The following is a 16,952-nucleotide window of genomic DNA, read 5'->3' on the forward strand; positions in this document are numbered from 1 at the left end:
CCCCGACGCCACGTGCCGGCCGCCCGAAAGCGTTTTTCGTCGGCGCGACGGCCGGGGCGGCCCGGTGTCGTCGCGAAGGCGGCGCGGCCGTTCACGTTTTCCTGGAGAGCAATCCATGCAGTTCGACCTGACCGACGACCAGCGCGCGATCGAAAGCGCGATCGAGAAAATCTGCGAGCGCTTCGGCGACGACTACTGGCTCGAACGCGATCGCGCGGGCGGATTTCCGGCCGATTTCCACGCGGCGCTTGCCGACGCCGGCTGGCTCGGCATCGCGATGGATCCGGCCTACGGCGGCGCCGGGCTCGGGATGACCGAAGCCGCGCTGATGATGCGCACGATCAGCGCATCGGGTGCCGGCCTGTCCGGCGCGTCGGCCGTGCACATGAACATCTTCGGGCTGAACCCGGTGCAGGTGTTCGGCAACGACGCGCAGAAGGCGCGCTTCCTGCCGCCGCTGATCGCCGGGCGCGACAAGGCGTGCTTCGCGGTGACCGAGCCCGACGCCGGGCTCGATACCACGCACCTGAGCACGCAGGCGCGCCGCGACGGCGATCACTACGTGCTGAGCGGGCGCAAGATCTGGATCTCGACCGCGCAGGTGGCGAACAAGATGCTGATCATCGCGCGCACGACGCCGCTCGACCGGGTCGCGAAGCCGACCGACGGGCTGAGCCTGTTCTATACCGACCTCGACCGTTCGCGCGTCGAGGTCCGCGAAATCGAGAAGATGGGCCGCAAGGCGGTCGATTCGAACATGCTGTTCATCGACAACCTGCGCGTGTCGCGCGACGACCTGATCGGCCACGAAGGCGACGGCTTCCGCTATCTGCTGCACGGCCTGAACCCCGAACGGATCCTGATCGCCGCCGAGGCGATCGGGCTCGGGCAGGCCGCGCTGCGCCGGGCGACGCAGTATGCGTGCGAGCGCGTCGTGTTCGGCCGGCCGATCGGGCAGAACCAGTCGATCCAGCATCCGCTCGCACAGGCGTGGATGCAGCTCGAAGCCGCTTGGCTGATGGTGATGAAGGCCGCGACGCGCTACGACGCGGGCCAGTCGTGCGGCGCGGAGGCGAACGCGGCGAAATACCTCGGTGCGGAAGCCGCGTTCCAGGCCTGCCAGACGGCGATCGCGACGCACGGCGGGATGGGGTATGCGAAGGAATACCATGTCGAGCGCTACCTGCGCGAGTGTATGATTCCGAGGCTCGCGCCCGTGAGTCCGCAACTGATCCTGTGCTACATCGCGGAGAAGGTGCTCGGGCTGCCGAAGTCGTACTGACCGTACCGACCCGGCGGCTCGCCCGGCGCGCGGTTTCCCGTTCCGAATCAAGCGCTCGTCATGGACGTCAAACTCGTTGCCCGCACGCTCGACCTGTTCGAGCTGTTCGCCGCCGAACGGCGGCCGCTGCCGCTGACCGAACTCGCGCGCCTGCTCAACGTGCCGGCATCGAGCTGTCTCGCGATGGCGCGCACGCTCGTGAGCCGCGGCTACCTGTACGAAGTGCGCAGGCGCGGCGGCTACTATCCGACGCGGCGCCTGCAGACGGTCGCCGCCGCGATCGACGCGACCGATCCGGTCGTCGACGTCGTGCATCCGCACCTCGTCGCGCTGCGCGACGCGAGCCGCGAAACCGCCGTGCTCGGCAAGATCCAGGGCGTGTCGGTCACGTACCTCGACGTCGTCGAATCCGAGCAGGCGATCCGTTATACGCGCCAGCCGGGCGAGTTGCGCCCGCTGCATGCGAACTCGATCGGCAAGGCGATCTTCGCGGAACTCGCGAGCGACGCGCAGCAGGCGCTCGGCGTGCAACTGCCGTTCGAACGCTTCACCGACGCGACGGTGGCCGACCTGCCGGCGCTCGTCGCGCAGACCGCGCGATTCCGCGAGCTCGGCTGGGCGGAGAACGTCGGCGAGAGCGCGCCCGAACTGTCGGCGATCGCGGTCGCGCTGATGCTCGACGGCGACTGGTACGGGCTGTCGGTCGTCGGGCCGACCGAGCGGATTCGCCAGCATCGCGACGCGCATGCGGCGCTGCTCGTCGACGCGAAGGCGCGGCTGCTGGCCGAGCACGCACGCGGGTAGGGCAGCGGCACCCGACGGCGCCGGCAGCGGGCCGTCGCCGGCGTGCGGTCCTGCCACGCCGGACACGGCCCGCCGCGCGTCACGCGCCGGCCCGTCGCGACGTCACGACTTCACCCACACGCCGCCCGCGCTCGGGTTGTCGCCCTGCGTCCACCATTTCGCGCAATACTTCGCGCCCTGGTACGTCACGCACGTGCCGCCCTGGTAGGCGGTCGTCGCCGACCACGCGGGCGTGCCGCCGCCGACCGGCTTCCACACGGCCGCCTGCCCGGGCACGTCGCCCTGCGTCCACCACTGCGCCTGATACGTCGTGCCCTGGTAGGTGACCGTCGCGCCGGCCGTATAGACCTGGCCGGCCGCCCACGGTGCGCCCGGCTGCGGCGTGCCGCCGTTCGTGCCGCCGCCGTAGTTCGGGTCCTGCGTGACACCCGCGCCCCACTTGCCGTCGAGCTTCTTGAAGATCGTCGCGAACGCGTACGGCTGCTGCGCGACGCCCGAGCAGGTCGGCGACGCATACGTGCCGCCCGACGGGCATGCCTGGTCGCGGCCGACCGACCAGTTGCCGAAGAAGCCGTAGCCGTTCGCGACCGCCGCGTTCAGTACGGTCTGCGCATTCGCGAGCGTGAACGTCTCGCCCTGTACGTCGTTGACGCCGATCATCGGCGTGACGCCGACCATCTGCCACAGCTGCGCATTGGTCTTCGGCTGGCCGGCCGACTTGAACGCCGTGTCGAGCTGCGAGTAGAGCGCCTGCGCGGCGCTGATCGCCGCGGCGCCCATGTCGATGTTCGCTGGGCCGTAATCCATCGCCATCACGTTGACCGCATCGAACGCGGTCTTGTTCGCGATGGCCGCGTTGACGACGTTCACGCCGTCCTGCGTGAGCCCGGTCGGCATCGTCGGCAGCGTCAGCGTCACGTGCAGCGGCTTGCCCTTCGCCGCGTAGTCGGCCTGCAGTTGCGCGACGGCCTGGAAGTTGCGCGCGATCGCCGCCGTGTCCTGCTGCGACCCGCCTTCGATGTCGAAGTCGACGTGGGTGAGGCCGTACGTGTCGATCACCGTCTGGTACGCGGTTTTCAGCGCGGGGACCGTCGAGCACGCCTGCATCAGCGGCGTGCCGTTCGCGCCGCCGAACGACACGGCGACTTCGCCGCCTTTCGCGCGGTAGCTTGCGATCGACGTGGACAGCGCAGTCAGCAGGTCGCCGCTCGCGCCGTTGCCGATCGGCTGCACACCGCCCCACGACGGCACGCAGCCGTTGCCCGCGACCACGAACGCGAGCGTGAACTGCTGGATGCCCTGGCGCACGCCGATCTGGTCGACCAGCGGTGTCGGATAGAGCGTCACGTCGACATAGGGCGCATAGACGCCGGCACCGTGCGACACGCTCGCCATCGCGAGCAGACAACCCGCGGCAAACGCACGCGGAACGAAACGCGTCAACGCATTGTTGTTCATTCTGTGTTCTCCAAGTGGAAGAGGGATACGCTGGCCTGCGTATCGCCGCCGATGGGGCGGCACGTGCCCCGCCGGCGGCGTGCCTATCTTGGAGGATTCGCGTCGAATAGGGAATTTAGGTGTTCTTCTTTTTGTTATTCGATTCCCGTTACGTAACGAACTTGCCGATTCGGTCGCATTTCGAAACGCAGGGCGGGCACTTTTTCCGACCGATCGCGCGACGCGGTGCGCATGGACCGCTTCCAGCGAACCGGCGACGCGCCGGCATGCCGATTACCGGCGCGCGCGCATCCGCATTCACGCGAGCGCCGCAGGAGGCCGGACGCGCGCCGGACGGGCGCCGCGGCCTTCAGCGATACCAGCGCGGCGTATAGACCCATTCGCGCGCGTTGCCGATCGCGAAGCGCCGCGTCGTCGACGAGCCGACGATCACCATCGTGCGCATGTCGACCTGGTCGCCGCGTAGCGCGCCGAGGGTCGTCGTCGAAAGCGTCGCGCCCGGCCGGCCGATGTCGCGGCCGAGCACGACCACCGTGTCGGCCGTGCGATGCGCGCGCACGATATCGAGCGCACGGTCGAGCTGCCACGGCCGCGCGCGCGAAATCGGGTTGTAGAACGCCATCACGAGATCGGCTTGCGCCGCATGCCGCAGGCGCGTCTCGATCACGTCCCACGGCTTCAGGTTGTCCGACAGCGAGATCGCGCAGAAGTCGTGGCCGAGCGGCGCGCCGGCCTGCGCGGCCGTCGCGAGCGACGCCGAGATGCCGGGCTCCACGCGCAGGTCGACTGCGGCCCATCGCGGGTCGCGCGCTGCGTCGAGCGCTTCGAGCACGGCCGCGGCCATCGCGAATACGCCGGGGTCGCCCGACGACACGACCGCGACGCGGCGGCCCTCGGCCGCCAGTTCGAACGCATGGCGCGCGCGCTGCATTTCCTCGCGATTGTCGGTGCCGTGCACGCGCTGGTCGGCCCGGAACGGGCCGGCCATGTTCACGTAGGTCGTATAGCCGAGGATGTCGGTCGCGTCCGCGAGCGCTGCGCGTGCGGCCGGCGTGAGCCACGCGCCGCCGCCCGGGCCGAGACCGAGCACCGTCAGGCGGCCGCGCGCGCGGCCGAGCGTCGCGGGATCGACCGGATGCGACGCGACCGCGCACGCGAGGCCGTTCGATTCTTCACGCAGCGTGTGGGGAACGCGCAATGCGCGAGCGAGCAGCGTGGCGGCGTCGGCGGGCGTATCGCGGTCGCTGTCGCTATCGACGAAGCGCAGCGGCACGTCGAGCGTGCTCGCCGCTGCTTCCAGTGCGGCGTCGCCGATCGCCGATGCGGGCGCGACGATGGCCGCGAGCGCCAGCCGGGCGAGACCCTGTTCGTCGAGCGTGGCTGCGACGCGCGCGGCCAGCGCTTCGTCGGCATGCACGGCATGAGCGGCGACGCCGACCACCACGCTGCGCGGATGAATCACGAGTTCGTCGCGCGCGCCACGCCACGCGTCGGGCGTCACGCGAATCGCGTGCGCGGCTGCGGCATCACGGGGCAGCGCGACGTCGTCGAGCCACGGCGCGGCGCCGTCGACGCGCGTCGACGCGCCCGCGAGCAGGTCGGACACGAAGCGCTTGCCCTGCGCGAGATCGGCGAGCGCATAGCCTTCGGGCGGATTGAGCACGCACGCGCCGAAGCGCAGTTCGCCGCTCGTCGTGATCGCGGGCGCGACGCCGACGCATTCGGCGATTTCGCGCGCGATCGCGTTGACGCCCGTCAGCCCGCCGAGCAGCGGCACGACGGCCGAACCGTCTTCCGCGACCGCGAGCACCGGCGGCTCGACGCCCTTGTCGGCGAGCGCGGGCGCGAGGCAGCGGATCACGATGCCGGCCGCGCACAGCGCGACGATCGGCAAGCCGCGCGCATACAGTTCGCGCAGGTGCGTGCCGAGTTCATCGAACGGCACGTCGGCGTCGACGCGCGACGCGAGCCCGTGCACACGGGCGCCCGGATAGCGCATCTGGATGCGTCGCGCGGTATCGAGCGCGCTCGCGCCGAGAGTCACGATCGCGGGCGCCGTCGTCATCCTTGCCATTTTTCCCCCGGCACGACGAGCAGCGAGAAATACGGCGACGCCATCGGATCGACCTCGTCGAGCGGCACGATGCGCTGGTTCGCCATCGTCGCGCGCTCGACGTACAGCGCGCGCTTCGCGAGCCCGAGTTCGTCGAGCACGCGCCGCACCTTGTCGAAGTTGCGGCCGAGCTTCATCACGACCGCCGCATCGGCGCGCGCGAGCCGCTCGCGCAGCTCGTGCTCGGGCAGCACGCCCGACAGCACCGACAGGCTCTGGTTGCGATAGACGAGCGGCTGGCCGAGCACCGCCGTGCCGCCGAGCATCGCGCACACGCCGGGGATCACCTCGGTGTCGTAACGCGGCGCGAGGCGGTCGTGCAGGTACATGTACGAGCCGTAGAAGAACGGGTCGCCTTCGCAGATCACCGCGACGTCGCGGCCCGCATCGAGGTGCGCCGCGACGATCTCGGCCGCGGTGTCGTAGAAATCGGCGATCACCGTCTCGTAGCACAGCGGCGGCGGCAGCGCCTCGGTCGTTACCGGATAGACGAGCGGCAATTGCGTCTGCCCGTCGAGCAGGTGCGCTTCGACGATGCCGTACGCATTGCCTTTCTTGCCTTTCGCGACGAAATACGCGACCACGGGCGCCGCCTGCAGCACGCGCAGCGCCTTGATCGTCATCAGTTCGGGATCGCCGGGGCCGACGCCGACCCCGAACAGCCGTCCGTGCGCGCGCGTCATTCGACCTCCGTCGCCAGCGCATTGACCGCGGCGGCGGCCATCGCGCTGCCGCCGCGCCGGCCGAGCAGCGCGACGTACGGCACGCCGCGGCTGTCGGCATCGAGCATCGCCTTCGATTCGGCCGCGCCGATGAAGCCGACCGGGAAACCGAGGATCAGCGCGGGGCGTGGCGCGCCGGCGTCGATCATGTCGAGCAGGTGGAACAGCGCGGTCGGCGCGTTGCCGATCGCGACGACGCTGCCCGCGAGATGCGGGCGCCACAGTTCGAGCGCGGCGGCCGAACGTGTGTTGCCGAGGTGCCGTGCGAGGTCCGGCACCTCCGGCTCGCCGAGCGTGCAGATCACGCGATTGGCCGCCGGCAGCCGCGCGCGCGTGATGCCTTCGGCGACCATCCGCGCGTCGCACAGGATCGGCGCGCCGGCCGCGAGCGCTTCTCGGCCGGCCGCGCCGGCGCCGGCCGAGAAGCGCAGGTCGTACACGACGTCGACCATCCCGCACGCGTGGATCACGCGCACCGCGAGTTTCTCGAGATCGGGCGGAACCCGCGACAGGTCGGCCTCGGCGCGGATCGTCGCGAACGACTGGCGGTAGATTTCCTGCCCGTCGCGAATGTAGTCAAGCATCGGTGGTGTCCTGGCTGTGCCGCGCGTCCATGAGTCGGACCGCGGCCTGATCAATCGTCAGATGGCGCGCGAGCGGGGCGCCGAGGCCCGCGGCCGCGTCGCGCCGGTAAAGGTCGTAATGCGCGGGCGCCACCGCGACGAGCGTATGGGCGGCCGGGTGCGGCAGCGCGCAGTGGCGCTCGCAGCCGGTCAGATGCACGTCGAGCGGATGGCCGACGCGCGCGGCGAGTGCGCGCGCGTCGTGTTTCGTGTCGGCGCGCGCTTTCGCGCAGCCCGTGCTGCCGGTGCAGGCGACGAGCGCCGCCAGCGGGTCGGACGACGCGCATACGAGGCCGAGCGACGCGAGTGCGTCGCGCGTCGCGGCCGCGCGCTCGTTCGGCACGCCGTGCACGAACACGCCTTGCCACGGCGTCATCGACAGCGTGCCGTCGCCGTCGGCTTCGGCCAGTACGGCGAGCCGCTCCAGTTGCGTCGCGTCGAGCCGCCCGAGCGCGAATTGCGCGCCGACGCTGCAACGCGCCGTGTCGCGCGACGGACGCGCGCCGAAACGCAGCGCTGGGTCGACGCGCGTGCGCCGCCAGCCGGCAAGCGCCGGATCGGCCGCGAGCGGGAAGGGCAGGTAGTGTTGCGCGCGCGCGAGCAGCGTGGGCTCGCCGCACGTCGCAAGCAATGCGCGCATCCGCGTGACGTCGGCCGGCGCGAGATCGAGGAACGCGAGCAGCAGCGCGCGAACCAGTGCCACGCCCTGATCGACGGACACGTCGACCGAAGCGGGCCGATCGCCGTGCGCCACCGGCGGACAGCCGGCCAGCCCCGCCGCCAGGCGTACCGCGCCGTCGCCGCGGCGCCACGCGGCCAGCCAGATGTCGTGCTGATGATCGAGCGCCGCGACCGTTTCGCCGCCGTCGAGCTGAATCGAGAATTTCGGCGACAATTCGCCGCGGCGCGGCTCGCTTGCGAGCATGTCGAGCAGCGGCACGGCGAGCGCGTAGCTATCGACGAGCGCGGCGGGGTCGTGCCCGGCAAGCGGGCTCACCATTACGTTGCGGACGTCGTCGCTCGCCGCGAGCGCGGCAGCATCGGCGGTGTCAGCGCTTGCGCGCGGGCCGAGCCCCGCATCGAGCAACGCGCGCGCCAGCGCATCGGCCGCGCCGTCGCGAATGCCGCGCAGCTGGAGATTCGCGCGATTGGTCGCATCGATCGCGCCGGAGCCGTACAGGCGCGCGGCGGCGGCGATCGCGCGCGCCTGGCGCGCGTCGAGCCGGCCGCCCGGCAGCTTGATCCGGCACAGCCCGCCGTCGGCGGCCGCGACCACGCGCACGAGCCCCGGGCAGGCCGACGGGCGCACGACGGACGACGCAGGAATCGAATCGGGAACGGAACTCAACGGGATAGCGCAACAGTGTGGCGCCGCGGCCAACGCATCGGTACACCCCGCCCGACGCCGACTGGCACGCACGCACTTTCTGGCCGGCAGGTCTCCTGGCTGACAGGTCGGCGCCGGCTCCCGGCCTTCCCGGTGAAACCAGTGGCATGAGGGGGGATCGGCTCGCTGTCTACAGTTGCGGGGGCAGCCACAGCGGCGCGCGGTGCGCCCTGTGTTCCCTCTTCGGCCCCGAAGGGCACCGGCGAACGAACGGCCGTAGGATACCCGATTTTCGGCCGCGATTCGCGACCGGCTGGCCGTTCGCGGCGGGCGGCGCAGGCAATGCCCGGGGGCGAGCGGGCGGCCGGATGAAACGCGGAGTGGAACACGGTACCATGCCGTTTTTCGCCATGCGGACGGCCGCATCGGCGCTTTCGGGGCCGCGCGGCGACACGATGAAATCGAACGATGGGGAAGGGTGGATGACGGCGTGGCTGACGGTAGTGGGCATCGGCGACGACGGTTACGCGGGGCTCGGACGCCACGCGCGGCGCGCGCTGCTCGACGCGACGCGCGTGGTCGGCGCGAAACGGCATCTCGACATGCTGCCCGCACGGCTGCGGGCGACGCGCGAAGCATGGCCGTCGCCGTTCGACCTGTCGGGGCTGCTCGCACGCCGCGGCGCGCCCGTGTGCGTGCTCGCGAGCGGCGACCCGATGCTGTTCGGCGTCGGCGCGACGCTCGCCCGTGTGCTTTCTCCCGACGAATGGCGCGTGCTGCCCGCGCCGTCGTCGCTGTCGCTCGCGGCCGCACGCCTCGGCTGGGCGCTGCAGGACGTGGGCGCGGTCTCGCTCGTCGGGCGGCCGCTCGCGACGCTGGCGCGCCATCTGCTGCCGGGCCGGCGCCTGTTCGTGCTGAGCGCCGACGGCCGCACGCCGGCCGCCGTCGCGGCCGAACTCGCCGCCCGCGGTTTCGGGCCGACGCGCGTCAGCGTGTTCGAACACCTCGGCGGCCCGCTCGAGCGACGGATCGATGGCCTCGCGCAAGACTGGAACGTCGACGAAGCCGCCGCGCTCAATCTCGTCGCGCTCGACTGCCAGGCGGGCCCCGACGCACCGCGCCGCGCGCTCACGCCCGGCCTGCCCGACGACGCGTACCGTCACGACGGCCAGCTCACCAAGCGCGACCTGCGCGCGATGACGCTCGGGCGACTCGCGCCCGCGCCCGGCGAACTGCTGTGGGACGTCGGCGCCGGCAGCGGCTCGATCGGCATCGAATGGATGCGCGCGCATCCATCGTGCCAGGCGATCGCGATCGAAGAGCATGCGGAGCGGCAGCGCTTCATCGAACACAACCGCGAGACGCTCGGCGTGCCGGGCCTGCAACTCGTCGCGGGCCGTGCGCCCGCTGCGCTCGCGGGGCTCGCCGCGCCCGACGCGATCTTCATCGGCGGCGGCGCGACGGCGCCCGGCGTGCTCGACGCGTGCTGGGCGTCGCTGAAACCCGGCGGGCGGCTCGTCGCGAACGCGGTCACGCTGCAGGGCGAGATGGCGCTCGCCGCGTGGCGCGACGTGCACGGCGGCACGCTCACGCGCGTGTCGCTCGCGCATGCCGAACCGCTCGGCCGCTTCGACACGTGGCGACAACCGCTGCCGGTCACGCTGTACGACGTGCGCAAGCCCGACGCGGCCGATACGGCCGGCTCGTCGACCCCGTCGAATCCGTCGAACGCAACGGACGCGTGATGCGCGACGAAACACCCGAACAGCCCGCGCCGCTGCGCTTCGGCTACACGACCGGCAGTTGCGCGACCGCGACGTCGCTCGCGGCCGCGCGACTGCTGCTCGCGGGCCACGCGGACGACGCGGTCGAGATCGTGCTGCCGAAGGGACAGCGGGTGATGATGCGTCTCGAATTCTGCCGCGCCACGGCCGACGGCGCCGAAGCCGGCACGATCAAGGATGCCGGCGACGATCCGGACGTCACGCACGGCGCGCTGATCTTCGCGCGCGTCGCGCTCGCGGCGGCGTCCGGCGTGCGCTTTCATGCCGGGCCGGGCGTCGGCACGGTCACGCGGGCGGGGCTCACGCTGCCGGTCGGCGAGCCGGCGATCAACCCGGTGCCGCGCCGGATGATGACCACGCACCTGGAAGCGCTCGCCGCCGAGCACGGCTACGCGGGCGGCTTCGACGTGACGATCGGCGTCGACGGCGGCGAGGCGCTCGCGCTGAAGACGATGAACCCGCGCCTGGGCATCGTCGGCGGGCTGTCGATCCTCGGCACGACCGGCATCGTGCGGCCGTTCTCGTGTTCGGCCTATATCGCGTCGATTCATCAGGGCATCGACGTCGCGCGAGCGAACGGCGTCGCGCACATCGCCGCCTGCACCGGCAACGCGAGCGAGGACGCGATGCGCGCGCACTACCGTCTGCCCGACATGGCGCTCATCGAGATGGGCGACTTCGCGGGCGCGGTGCTCAAGCACCTGCGGCGCGCGCCGGTCGCGCGTCTGTCGATGTGCGGCGGCTTCGGCAAGCTGAGCAAGCTCGCGGCCGGCCATCTCGACCTGCACAGTCGCCATTCGAGCATCGATCTGCCGCTGCTCGCGCAATGGGCGGCCGAAGCCGGCGCGAGCGATGCGCTGCAGGCCGCGATGCGCGCCGCGAACACGAGCCAGGAAGCGTTGAAACTGGCGCAGGCCGACGGCGTGCCGCTCGGCGATCTCGTTTGCGCACATGCGTTGCAGGTGGCGCGCGACATCGTGCCGCCGTCGGTCGCGGTCGAAATGTTCGCGATCGACCGGCAGGGCCGCTTCGTCGGGGAGGCGCGATGAGCCCGCGCATTCTGCTGCTCGGCGGCACCGGCGATGCGCTGAAAATCGCGCGTGCGCTCGGCCCGCATCATGTCTACAGTCTCGCCGGCCTCGGCAAGACGCCCGACGATCTGCGCTGCGACGTGCGCGTCGGCGGTTTCGGCGGCGCAGCCGGGCTCGCCGCGTATCTTCGCGACGCCGGCATCGGCCTCGTGATCGACGCAACGCATCCGTATGCCGCGCAAATCAGCGCGAACGCCGCGGCGGCGACGCGCGACGCGGGCGTGCCGCTCTGGGCGCTGCGCCGCGCGCCGTGGACGCCGCAACCGGGCGACGACTGGCGGATGGTCGACGACTGGGCCGGCATCGAGGCCGCGCTCGCGCCGTTCAGGCGCCCGCTGTTCACACTCGGCCGCGAACCGCTCGCGCATCTCGACACGATCCCGCCGCACCAGTTCTGGCTCGTGCGCTGCCTCGACGCGCATCCCGGCAACGCCCGCGCACAGGTCGTCGCCGCGCGCGGGCCGTTCACGCCCGACGGCGAGCGCGCGCTGTTCGCGCTGACGGGGATCGACGTCGTCGTCAGCAAGAACAGCGGCGGCGCGGCCACCGAGGCCAAGCTCGACGTCGCACGCGAACGCAGGCTGCCGGTCGTGATGCTGCGCCGGCCGCCGCTGCCCGATGCCGACCGTGCGTTCGACTCGGTCGCGGCGCTCGTCGACGCACTCGATCCGGCCGCGCGCGCCTGACGCGACGCAGCGGTCATCCCACGAATTGACGGAGAAATTTCGATGACGGTGTATTTCATCGGCGCGGGCCCCGGCGACCCGGAGCTGATCACGGTGAAGGGCCAGCGCCTCGTGCGCACGTGCCCGGTGATCCTGTATGCGGGCTCGCTCGTGCCGGCCGCCGTGCTCGACGGTCATCGCGCGGAGCAGGTCGTCAACACGGCCGAACTCGACCTCGATGCGATCGTCGCGCTGCTCGCCGCCGCGCATGCGAAAGGGCAGGACGTCGCGCGCGTGCATTCGGGCGACCCGTCGCTGTATGGTGCGATCGGCGAGCAGATCCGCCGCCTGAAAGCGCTCGGGATCCCATACGAAATCGTGCCGGGCGTGACGGCCACGGCCGCGTGCGCGGCGACGCTCGGCGTCGAGCTGACGCTGCCCGGCGTCGCGCAGACGGTGATCCTCACGCGCTTCGCGGGCAAGACGACGATGCCGGAAGGCGAAGCGCTCGGCTCGCTCGCCGCGCACCGCGCGACGCTCGCGATCCATCTCGGCGTGCGCCATCTCGCGCGCATCGTCGACGAAGTGCTGCCGCATTACGGCGCCGATTGCCCGGTGGCGGTGATCTATCGCGCGAGCTGGCCCGAGGAGGAGCGCGTGACGGGCACGCTGGCCGACATCGTCGGCAAGGTGCAGGGCACGCAGATCGAGCGCACCGCGCTGATCCTGATTGGCCGCGTGCTCGACGCCGAAGGGTTCGCGGATTCGACGCTGTACGCAAGCGCGGGCTGAACGCGCCCGCGCCGTGGAGCCGGGTATCTGGACGGGCCGCGAGGATATTGCCGGTGCGAGCATGCCGGGGACGACACCGGGCATGCAGGCACCCGCGCCGCTGGCCCGCGGCGTCGCTCAGGCCCGCGCGACGTGCCGCACCAGTTTTGGCGCAAACCCGGACGCGAGCACGAACAGCACGACACACAGGCACGCCATCGCGATCCATGCGGGCGTCAGGTCCGCGAGATGCTGGCGCACGATGCCGGCCGCGAATGGAAACAAGCCGGCGATCAAATAGCCGACACCCTGCACGAACCCCGTTAGCGACGCGGCATCAGCCGGCGTCGCCGCATGGTCGACCGTAACGATCAGCGACAGCGGAAACAGTGCGCCGATTCCCGCGCCAAGCAGCAGCGCGGCCGGCAGCGCGAGCGCGTCGGGTGCGGCCAGCATCACCAGCAACCCGACGCATAGCGACGCGATCGCAGCATGCAGCGCGGGCCGGCGATCAGGCAGATGGTCGATCGTCGCGGAGATCGTCAGCCCCGCGACGACTTCCGCGAGCGTCACGCCGCCGAGCAGGCTGCCCGCCGCGGTCGGCGACCAGCCGAGCCGCATGTAGTACGGCGGCAGCCATGCGAGCACGAGCGTGTAGGCGCCCGTCGCGATGCCGAAGAACAGCGCGAGTCGCCACGCGCGCGGCGAACGCGACGGCCGCGCATTCGACGCCGACGCCGGCCCGCCGGCCGGCGCGTCGCCGCCACGGCTCGCCAGCGGCCACGCCAATGCGGCGAGCGCCGCCGGCAGCGCCCAGCCGGCGAGCGCGGCAAGCCAGCCCCAGCGCGCCGCGGCGAACGGCGCGACGACGCTCGCGAGCACCGCGCCGCCCATGATCGACGTCGAGTAGACGCCCATCGCACCGCCGATGCGCGTCGCGAAATGCGCCTTCACGAAGCCGGGCAACAGCGCCTGCACCATCGCGATTCCGACGCCCGCGCAGCACGCGCTCGCGAGCAGCAGCCATGCGTGCTGCGCGCCGACGCGCGATGCGCAAGCCAGTCCGATCAACGCGACGCCGAGCCACACGCCGCCCGCGATCCCGGCGATGCGCTGCAGGCGCCGCGCGCCCAGCGCGCCGAACCCCATCAGCAGGATCGGGATCGTCGTCAGCAGGCTCGCCGCGCCGTCGCCGATACCGGTCGTGCGCTGGATCATGTCGAGCAGCGGACCGATCGCGGCGAGCGCCGGCCGCAGGTTCAGCCCGACGAGCACGATCGCGGCGAGCCGCCATCCGGGGGAAGTGAAGCGATTCATCATCAGCTGCTCCGAGAAACCCCGCCATTGATGGCGGGAAAGAAAGGCGTACGGTTGACAGGCAGCTTCTTCCACAGGTTAGGATCACCTGCATGATCCTTGTCTACCGCTACCGGGTGAAGTCGCTCAACGGACTGCTTAGCAAGCAGAGCCGTGCGGTGAACTACGTCTGGGACTTCTGCAATGACACGCAGAAGCACGCGCTCAAGTGGAGCAAGAAGTGGCCGACGGGATTCGATCTGAACGTGCTGACGACCGGCAGCAGCAAGGAACTCGGCATTCACTCCGGCACGATCAACGCGACGTGCGAGCAATATGCGAAATCGCGCAGTCAGCACCGTCGGCCCTACCTGCGCTATCGCGGCAGGAAATCGCTGGGCTGGGTGCCGCTGAAGGGGCGTGACCTGAAGCGCGAGGGCGACGCGTTCCGCTTTGCCGGCAACACGTTTCGCGTGTTCAACAGCCGACCGCTTCCCGAAGGCAAGATCAAGGACGGGACCAACTTTGCGCAGGATGCACGCGGCAACTGGTTTCTCAACATCGTGATCGAGATGCCGGATGTGGAGGCCCGATCGATCCGCTCTGGTGTCGGCATCGATCTCGGCCTGAAAGACTTCGCCACACTTTCGACCGGCGAGAAACTGCCCAACGACCAATTCGGCAGACGCGCGGCGGAAAAGCTGGCGAAAGCCCAGCGAGCGCGAAAGCACAAGCGGCATATCGCGAAGCTGCACGCCAAGGTCGCGAATGCCCGTGCCGATTTCCAGCACAAGCTCGCGCTCGATCTGGTGCGGCGTTTCGATTACATCGCGGTCGGCAACGTATCTGCCGTCAAACTTGCCAGAACCAGGATGGCGAAGAGCGTCTACGACGCATCCTGGTCGTCCTTCCGAAACAAGCTCCGCTACAAAGCGATCGCGCACGGGGCCACGTACAAGGAAGTCGACGAAAGCGATTCGACCCAGTCCTGTTCGTCGTGCGGGTCGAAAGACAGCACGATGCGGCCGAAAGGTATCGCGGGACTGCGAGTAAGAGAATGGGCCTGCAGTGAATGTGGTGTCGTACATGATCGTGATATCAACGCTGCGCTGAACATTCTCCGATGCGGACGTGCATCGCCAGGTGTGGGAATCCCCTCCCTTTAGGGAGAGGAGGGCGTCAATGCAAGCCCTCGATATCGGTGCGCGGCTGCCCGCGAGGCGTCGCGCGTTTTTCAGGTAAAGTATCTCGACATCAAGATAAATGGCGATTTATCTCGACGTCAAGATAACTGGCAAGCCGAGGAGGGTTAATGGATCGAGCCGAGCATGCGCTCGCGCAATGGCGCGCGGAGCGTCCGGATCTCGACGCGACGTCGATGGTCGTGATGGGGCGGCTGCAGGAAGCCGCGCTCGTGATCGCGCGCGACCGTCTCAATCCGCTGTTCGCGCGCTACGGCATGCAGCCGGGCGAATTCGACGTGCTCGCGACGCTGCGGCGCAGCGGTGCGCCGTTCGCGCTGACGCCGACCGCGCTGTACGACGCGCTGATGATGTCGTCGGGCGGGATGACCGCGCGCATCGACCGGCTGCAGAAGGCCGGCTGGGTCGAGCGCCGGCCGAACCCGGCCGACGGGCGCGGCACGCTGGTCGCGCTGACCGACGCCGGGCGTGCGCTGATCGACGAAGCGGTGGTCGCGCACATCGACAACCAGCGCGATCTGCTGGCCGCGTTGTCGGCGGCGGAACAGGCGCAGTTGTCGGAACTGTTGGGCAAGCTGCTGACCGGGCTGGAAAATCCTGCACCGGAAGCGCGCGGCGGAAAGTAGCGCCGCCGGATGCGTGATGCCGGCGCACCGCGCGGGCAAAAAATGCCCGCCGCGCAATGCGGCGGGCCTGGCTCGAGCAGCGCGCAGGCCGCACACGGCGAGCCCGCGCTGCTGCCTGGTCTTAATCGCGCGCCGGGATATTGAGCCCGCGCGCGACGGCCGGACGGGCGACGAACGCGTCGAGCGCCCGCTTGACGTGCCGGAATTCGCTGAAGCCGACCAGTTCGCCCGCCTCGTAGAAGCCGACCAGGTTGCGCACCCACGGGAAGATCGCGATGTCGGCGATCGTGTAGGTATCGCCCATCACCCACTGGCGGTTCGCGAGATGCGCGTCGAGCACGCCGAGCAGGCGTTTCGATTCGGCGACGTAGCGGTCGCGCGGGCGCTTGTCCTCGTAATCGCGGCCGGCGAACTTGTGGAAGAAGCCGACCTGGCCGAACATCGGCCCGATGCCGCCCATCTGGAACATCACCCACTGGATCGTCTCGTAGCGGCCCGCGAGATCCTTCGGGATCAACTGGCCCGTCTTGTCCGCGAGATAGATCAGGATCGCGCCCGATTCGAACAGCGGCAGCGGCTGGCCGTCGGGGCCGTTCGGATCGATGATCGCGGGGATCTTGTTGTTCGGGTTCAGCGACAGGAACTCGGGCGACATCTGGTCGTTCGTGTCGAAGCGCACGAGGTGCGGCTCGTACGGCAGGCCGGTTTCCTCGAGCATGATCGACACCTTGACGCCGTTCGGCGTCGGCAGCGAGTAGAGCTGGAGACGGTCGGGGTGCTGGGCCGGCCACTTGTGCGTGATCGGGAAGGCGGACAGATCGGGCATGAAGGTTCGCTCGTCGAAGTGAATGATCCGCGCCCGCCCGTGCCGCCGCGCTCGCGCACGGTTCGCGGCGCGGCGGCGGGGCGGGGCGCGCCGAAAGCGCCCACTGTAGCCGATCCGGGAAATCGATGCAGGGGCCGGTCGGCCGCCGCCTGTTCGGCGTGATAGCCGCCTCGGTATCGCTCACGATGCCATGAGACACGACGAGCAACGCGTCTCCGTCGGCCGACGGGCCGCATACGGCCCCGATACACGTTCGTCCTGCATCGAGATACGACGTCCTAACACGCGACAGGAGCCGTTCCGCCAACCCGACTCAATCACGCGGCACGCGATTCGTCGACGAAACGGAAGCTTTTTGTCAG

General features: G+C 70.4%; 15 protein-coding genes and 1 riboswitch. Of the genes, 8 read left to right on the forward strand and 7 right to left on the reverse strand.

Annotation, left to right across the window (positions count from 1 at the left end; genetic code table 11):
* The first annotated feature begins 115 nt into the window (after positions 1-115).
* Both WS95_RS24770 and WS95_RS24775 read left to right on the forward strand, forming a co-directional pair.
* Positions 116-1,282: an acyl-CoA dehydrogenase family protein gene (locus WS95_RS24770; RefSeq protein ID WP_059826653.1), complete on the forward strand. Its 1,167-nt coding sequence runs from the start codon at positions 116-118 to the stop codon at positions 1,280-1,282.
* A 60-nt stretch (positions 1,283-1,342) separates the two neighbouring features.
* On the forward strand, positions 1,343-2,086 hold the full coding sequence (locus tag WS95_RS24775; protein WP_059826655.1) for an IclR family transcriptional regulator: 744 nt from the start codon (positions 1,343-1,345) through the stop codon (positions 2,084-2,086).
* Between the two features lie 102 nt (positions 2,087-2,188).
* On the opposite strand, the gene WS95_RS24780 is transcribed toward WS95_RS24775, so the two are convergent.
* From WS95_RS24780 to cobG, 5 genes are all read right to left on the reverse strand, one after another.
* Positions 2,189-3,544 (reverse strand): chitinase, encoded by a 1,356-nt coding sequence (locus tag WS95_RS24780; protein ID WP_034207312.1) that lies wholly within the window; start codon positions 3,542-3,544, stop codon positions 2,189-2,191.
* Between the two features lie 349 nt (positions 3,545-3,893).
* Positions 3,894-5,609 (reverse strand): precorrin-3B C(17)-methyltransferase, encoded by a 1,716-nt coding sequence (cobJ, locus tag WS95_RS24785; RefSeq protein ID WP_059826658.1) that lies wholly within the window; start codon positions 5,607-5,609, stop codon positions 3,894-3,896.
* A complete protein-coding gene (locus WS95_RS24790; protein ID WP_034207314.1) occupies positions 5,606-6,340 on the reverse strand; it encodes a precorrin-2 C(20)-methyltransferase in 735 nt (244 codons plus the stop codon). The genes cobJ and WS95_RS24790 overlap by 4 nt, the downstream gene beginning before the upstream one ends.
* Positions 6,337-6,963: a precorrin-8X methylmutase gene (locus WS95_RS24795; protein WP_059826659.1), complete on the reverse strand. Its 627-nt coding sequence runs from the start codon at positions 6,961-6,963 to the stop codon at positions 6,337-6,339. Before WS95_RS24795 ends, WS95_RS24790 begins: the two co-directional genes overlap by 4 nt.
* A complete protein-coding gene (gene cobG, locus WS95_RS24800) occupies positions 6,956-8,311 on the reverse strand; it encodes a precorrin-3B synthase (protein ID WP_306454123.1) in 1,356 nt (451 codons plus the stop codon). Before cobG ends, WS95_RS24795 begins: the two co-directional genes overlap by 8 nt.
* Before the next feature lie 107 nt (positions 8,312-8,418).
* Positions 8,419-8,608, reverse strand: a riboswitch (cobalamin riboswitch).
* Positions 8,609-8,811: 203 nt separating this feature from the next.
* Here cobG and WS95_RS24805 point away from each other — a divergent pair.
* The 4 genes from WS95_RS24805 to cobM are packed head-to-tail and all read left to right on the forward strand — an operon-like array spanning position 8,812 to position 12,661.
* Complete coding sequence (locus WS95_RS24805) at positions 8,812-10,074, forward strand: bifunctional cobalt-precorrin-7 (C(5))-methyltransferase/cobalt-precorrin-6B (C(15))-methyltransferase (protein WP_059826781.1); 1,263 nt, start codon at positions 8,812-8,814, stop codon at positions 10,072-10,074.
* Positions 10,074-11,162 (forward strand): cobalt-precorrin-5B (C(1))-methyltransferase, encoded by a 1,089-nt coding sequence (locus WS95_RS24810; RefSeq protein ID WP_059826662.1) that lies wholly within the window; start codon positions 10,074-10,076, stop codon positions 11,160-11,162. Before WS95_RS24805 ends, WS95_RS24810 begins: the two co-directional genes overlap by 1 nt.
* A complete protein-coding gene (locus WS95_RS24815; RefSeq protein ID WP_059826665.1) occupies positions 11,159-11,890 on the forward strand; it encodes a cobalt-precorrin-6A reductase in 732 nt (243 codons plus the stop codon). The genes WS95_RS24810 and WS95_RS24815 overlap by 4 nt, the downstream gene beginning before the upstream one ends.
* 42 nt (positions 11,891-11,932) lie before the next feature.
* The gene (cobM, locus tag WS95_RS24820; RefSeq protein WP_059826667.1) at positions 11,933-12,661 is read left to right on the forward strand and encodes a precorrin-4 C(11)-methyltransferase; all 729 of its coding nucleotides are present in this window, start codon (positions 11,933-11,935) and stop codon (positions 12,659-12,661) included.
* 117 nt (positions 12,662-12,778) lie between these two features.
* Here the strand turns inward: cobM and WS95_RS24825 are convergent, their stop codons facing one another.
* Positions 12,779-13,957, reverse strand: coding sequence for an MFS transporter (locus WS95_RS24825; RefSeq protein WP_059826782.1), 1,179 nt, complete (start codon positions 13,955-13,957; stop codon positions 12,779-12,781).
* A gap of 92 nt (positions 13,958-14,049) precedes the next feature.
* Between WS95_RS24825 and WS95_RS24830 the strand changes: the two genes are divergently transcribed.
* Both WS95_RS24830 and WS95_RS24835 read left to right on the forward strand, forming a co-directional pair.
* Positions 14,050-15,102, forward strand: coding sequence for an RNA-guided endonuclease InsQ/TnpB family protein (locus WS95_RS24830; protein WP_059826670.1), 1,053 nt, complete (start codon positions 14,050-14,052; stop codon positions 15,100-15,102).
* A 146-nt stretch (positions 15,103-15,248) separates the two neighbouring features.
* Positions 15,249-15,764, forward strand: a complete 516-nt coding sequence (locus WS95_RS24835) for a MarR family winged helix-turn-helix transcriptional regulator (RefSeq protein ID WP_059826672.1) — start codon at positions 15,249-15,251, stop codon at positions 15,762-15,764.
* A gap of 121 nt (positions 15,765-15,885) precedes the next feature.
* Here the strand turns inward: WS95_RS24835 and WS95_RS24840 are convergent, their stop codons facing one another.
* Positions 15,886-16,590 (reverse strand): glutathione S-transferase N-terminal domain-containing protein, encoded by a 705-nt coding sequence (locus WS95_RS24840; RefSeq protein WP_034207322.1) that lies wholly within the window; start codon positions 16,588-16,590, stop codon positions 15,886-15,888.
* Positions 16,591-16,952 lie beyond the last annotated feature (362 nt).

It is taken from the genome of Burkholderia sp. MSMB1826 (assembly GCF_001526325.1).
Classification (GTDB): domain Bacteria; phylum Pseudomonadota; class Gammaproteobacteria; order Burkholderiales; family Burkholderiaceae; genus Burkholderia.